The 3,816-nt window shown below is 39.7% G+C and carries 4 protein-coding genes; 3 read left to right on the top strand and 1 reads right to left on the bottom strand.

Annotated features, from left to right (window positions below):
• Positions 1 to 225: 225 nt before the first annotated feature.
• Entirely contained in the window at positions 226 to 858 is a 633-nt protein-coding gene (locus tag C1G53_RS00165) for a YigZ family protein (protein WP_161941333.1), read from the bottom strand.
• Between the two features lie 56 nt (positions 859 to 914).
• Here C1G53_RS00165 and C1G53_RS00160 point away from each other — a divergent pair, with 56 nt between their 5' ends.
• The 3 genes from C1G53_RS00160 to hpf all read left to right on the top strand — a co-directional run bounded on the left by C1G53_RS00160 (position 915) and on the right by hpf (position 3,484).
• On the top strand, positions 915 to 2,207 hold the full coding sequence (locus tag C1G53_RS00160; RefSeq protein ID WP_105117241.1) for a DEAD/DEAH box helicase: 1,293 nt from the start codon (positions 915 to 917) through the stop codon (positions 2,205 to 2,207).
• Positions 2,200 to 2,865: a ComF family protein gene (locus tag C1G53_RS00155; protein WP_105117240.1), complete on the top strand. Its 666-nt coding sequence runs from the start codon at positions 2,200 to 2,202 to the stop codon at positions 2,863 to 2,865. The genes C1G53_RS00160 and C1G53_RS00155 overlap by 8 nt, the downstream gene beginning before the upstream one ends.
• A 76-nt stretch (positions 2,866 to 2,941) precedes the next feature.
• Positions 2,942 to 3,484 carry a ribosome hibernation-promoting factor, HPF/YfiA family gene (gene hpf, locus C1G53_RS00150; RefSeq protein WP_105117239.1) on the top strand — a complete coding sequence of 181 codons (543 nt, stop codon included), beginning with the start codon at positions 2,942 to 2,944 and terminating at the stop codon, positions 3,482 to 3,484.
• The last annotated feature ends 332 nt before the right edge of the window (positions 3,485 to 3,816 follow it).

Below are 3,816 nucleotides of genomic sequence, written 5' to 3'. Positions count from 1 at the left end.
TTTTGTTATCAAAAAACACAGTAAAGTACAGTTGCCTATTCGTTCAAAATTGCCATTTTGTCAATAATGGTTGCGAGATTTGATTTCTATTTGCTCAAAATGGGCAAAATGACGTTTTTTGCGGACATAAAAAAGACCTTGTCCAGAGGTCGGGGGAATAGTCGGGGAGTTGTAACTATAAACGGCTATATAATAAGTAAAAAACTATCTTAGCGATAGTCTTTTTTAATGGACAGGTACCTCAACGATACGGCTGTCAGTCTTCTCCGCCTGAACTTTTCCATGGTAAAACTCCGTCAGGCTGGCAAAGGTTTGTTCTAAGCATTCTTTATCAACAAAAATCATGGTTGTCACCTCTGTCGTGAACTGGGTATCAAATTCCTCCAGATCTTGTTCGGCACGCCAATTGGCAAATTCTTGGTACTGGGTATAGGACATGGTGATGGAAATTCCCTCCTGTTCCTTGACTTCCACAACCCCAATTTCCTTGACAGCACTAGCAACTGCACCAGCATAGGCACGAATTAGACCACCAGCACCTAACTTGATACCGCCAAAATAGCGGGTAACCACCGTTGCGACATTGGTCAGCTCGTGATTTTCTAAAACCGTTAGCATTGGCACACCAGCAGTACCAGACGGTTCCCCGTCATCTGAGGACCGCTTGATTTCCATATTTTCTCCAAGGACAAAGGCAGAGCAGTTATGGGTGGCCTTGTAATGTTCTTTTTTGATCTTGTTGATAAAGTCGCGAGCCTCTTCCTCACTGGTCACTCGCTTCATAAAACAGATAAAACGAGATTTCTTAATTTCTTCTTCAACAATACCGTCTTCTTTAATCGTCTTAAATTCTTTCATAAGCAAATTGTACTAATTTTTTTCAAAACTGACAAGAAATTCCGAATAAATAAGTGATGAAAGAATTAGAAAATTATTATGGAAGACTATTTACCAAATACCAATTGACCCCAGCAGAGCGAGAAAAAGCAGAGAAGCTATCCAGTGTCACAGACAAGAATGCCTGCTTTCGTTGTGGTACAGCTTTTGAAGAAGAAAACAAACTACCCAATGATGCAACTTACTGTCGAGCCTGTTTGCTCCTTGGCAGAGTACGGTCAGATGAAGAACTCTATCATTTTCCTCAGAAAGACTTCCCCGTAAACTCTTGCTTAACATGGAGAGGCAAATTAACGGACTGGCAACAAGGGATTTCTGACGGTTTGCTAGCAAATGTTGAGCAAAGACAGGCGACCTTGGTTCATGCTGTAACAGGTGCAGGTAAGACAGAAATGATTTACCACACAGTGGCTTCTGTGATTGATAAAGGCGGATCAGTTTGCCTAGCCAGTCCTCGAATTGATGTCTGTATTGAACTTTATAAACGCCTGCAAAGTGATTTTACAGTTCCTATTAGCCTCTTGCACGGAGAGGGAGAGCCCTATTTCCGAACACCGCTTGTTGTAGCAACCACTCATCAGTTATTAAAATTCTATCAGGCCTTTGATTTGGTTTTGATTGATGAAGTTGATGCCTTTCCCTATGCTGATAATCCCATGCTATACCGTGCTGCTGACAATGCGGTTAAGGAAGATGGTGTCCAAGTATTTTTGACAGCAACGTCAACAGATGAACTGGATAGAAAAGTCAAAACAGGAAAATTAAAACGGCTCAGCCTGCCCAGACGATTTCACGGCAATCCACTGGTTGTTCCGCAAAAAGTTTGGTTTTCTAAATTTGATGCCAATCTAAAGAAACAGAAACTAGCCCCCAAACTAACTAAGGTAATCAAAGATCAGAGAAATACAGGTTATCCTTTGCTCATATTCGTACCAGAAATTTCCAAAGGTCAAGAGTTTTCCAAGATTATGGAAAAAACATTTCCAGAAGAAACTATCGGCTTTGTATCCAGTCAAACTGAAAATCGTCTTGAGATAGTAGAAGGTTTTCGCAATCAAGAGATTACCATTCTCATTTCTACCACCATTTTAGAACGTGGTGTCACCTTTCCAAAAGTAGATGTTATAGTGGTCCAAGCCAATCATTACCTCTACACATCGTCTAGTCTTGTACAGATTGCAGGCCGAGTCGGTAGGAGTATGGACCGGCCGACGGGCTTGCTCCAATTTTTCCACGAGGGGTCCACCCGCTCTATTGAGAAGGCTATTGCAGAAATCAAACAAATGAACAAGGAGGCAGGCTATGTCTAACTGCTTACTCTGTGATCAAACCATGAAAACCAGACAAACCTTTTCTGAGCTTATTTTCTTTGGCAAGTCCCAGTCTGGAGTTTGTAATGACTGCATGGCTACTTTTGAAGAAATAGCAGAGCAACACTGTTCGCATTGTTCTAAAAGTGGAGATGAAGAGATCTGCAAGGATTGCTACTACTGGTTAAGCCAAGGAAAATCAGTGTCGCACACAGCTATTTTTCAGTACAATGAAGCCATGGCTGATTACTTTAGTCGCTACAAATTTCAAGGTGATTACATCCTCAGGAAAATCTTTGCAGAACAAGTCAAAAAAGCTCTAGAACCTTATTCCGACTATACAATCGTTCCCATTCCACTCAGTCAAGAACGTCTAGAAGAACGGGGATTTAATCAAGTGACTGGTATATTGGATGCGGCTAGGATTCCCTATAAAGAATTATTGGGCAAACGAGATAGCCAAAAGCAATCCTCAAAAAGTCGAGAAGAGAGGATAGAAACTGAGCAATCATTTTACATATTGAATGAAAATGGGCTACCAGAAAAAATTTTATTAGTTGACGATATTTACACAACAGGGGCTACAATCCAGCTTGCCACAAGGCTTTTCATGAAAACAAGTCAGAAAGAAATCAAAACATTTTCACTCGCACGCTAAGAAAACGGTTGCATTTTTTTAGAAATGTGATATAATAATAGTGAAGAAAGGCGAAAGCCAAGAAAGAGGTACTAATATGATTAAATTCAGTATTCGTGGAGAAAACCTTGAAGTTACAGATGCTCTTCGTACTTATGTAGAAGAGAAAGTAGCAAAGATTGAGAAATATTTCAATGAAAATCAAGAGTTGAATGCTAAGGTCAATCTAAAAGTTTACCGTGATAAGCGTGCTAAAGTTGAAGTGACTATCCCAGTAGGAACTGTCACTCTGCGTGCAGAAGACATTTCACAAGAAATGTACGGCTCTATCGACCTTGTCGTAGATAAAATTGAACGCCAAATTCGTCGCAATAAAACTAAGATTGAAAGAAAACATCGTCAAAAAGTTGCAACAGGTCAAGTCTTTACAGATGAACTTGTAGAGCAAGCGGAAGAAGAAGTAAAAGTTGTTCGCACTAAACAAGTTGACTTGAAGCCCATGGATATGGAAGAAGCTATCCTTCAATTAGAATTGCTAGGACACGACTTCTTCATCTATACTGATGCTAACGACGGTACAACCAACGTCCTTTACAAACGCGAGGACGGAGATTTGGGACTTCTTGAAGTTCGCCAATAAACGATTTGAACAGCTACACCTGTAGCTGTTTTTCGTTATCAAAAAATCTACAAAAAGAGTTGACAATAGAAAACGAAGATGATAGACTTATTGAGTTGTCTTTTAGAGAACCTGTTAACCGTTTGAAAAAAAGTTTCAAAAAGTAGTTGACAAGGTCAAATGAAGATGATAGAATAATTGAGCTGTCAAATCTAAGACAAGTCACCACAGAAAAGAAATTAAAAAAAGTTTCAAAAAAGTGTTGACAAGCAGTTGAAGAAATGATAAACTAAGATAGTTGTCGCGCAAGAGCGATAAGAACAAGACCTTTGAAAATTAAAGAAGACGAACCA

Source organism: Streptococcus suis (assembly GCF_002960445.1).
GTDB lineage: Bacteria > Bacillota > Bacilli > Lactobacillales > Streptococcaceae > Streptococcus > Streptococcus hyiners.
This window is presented reverse-complemented; position numbering and strand designations above follow the sequence as displayed.

Bases quoted from the DNA above. Each gene is read 5' to 3' on its own strand.
- C1G53_RS00165 (WP_161941333.1), bottom strand. From the start codon at position 858: ATGAAAGAATTTAAGACGATTAAAGAAGACGGTATTGTTGAAGAAGAA.
- C1G53_RS00160 (WP_105117241.1), top strand. From the start codon at position 915: ATGAAAGAATTAGAAAATTATTATGGAAGACTATTTACCAAATACCAA.
- C1G53_RS00155 (WP_105117240.1), top strand. From the start codon at position 2,200: ATGTCTAACTGCTTACTCTGTGATCAAACCATGAAAACCAGACAAACC.
- hpf (WP_105117239.1), top strand. From the start codon at position 2,942: ATGATTAAATTCAGTATTCGTGGAGAAAACCTTGAAGTTACAGATGCT.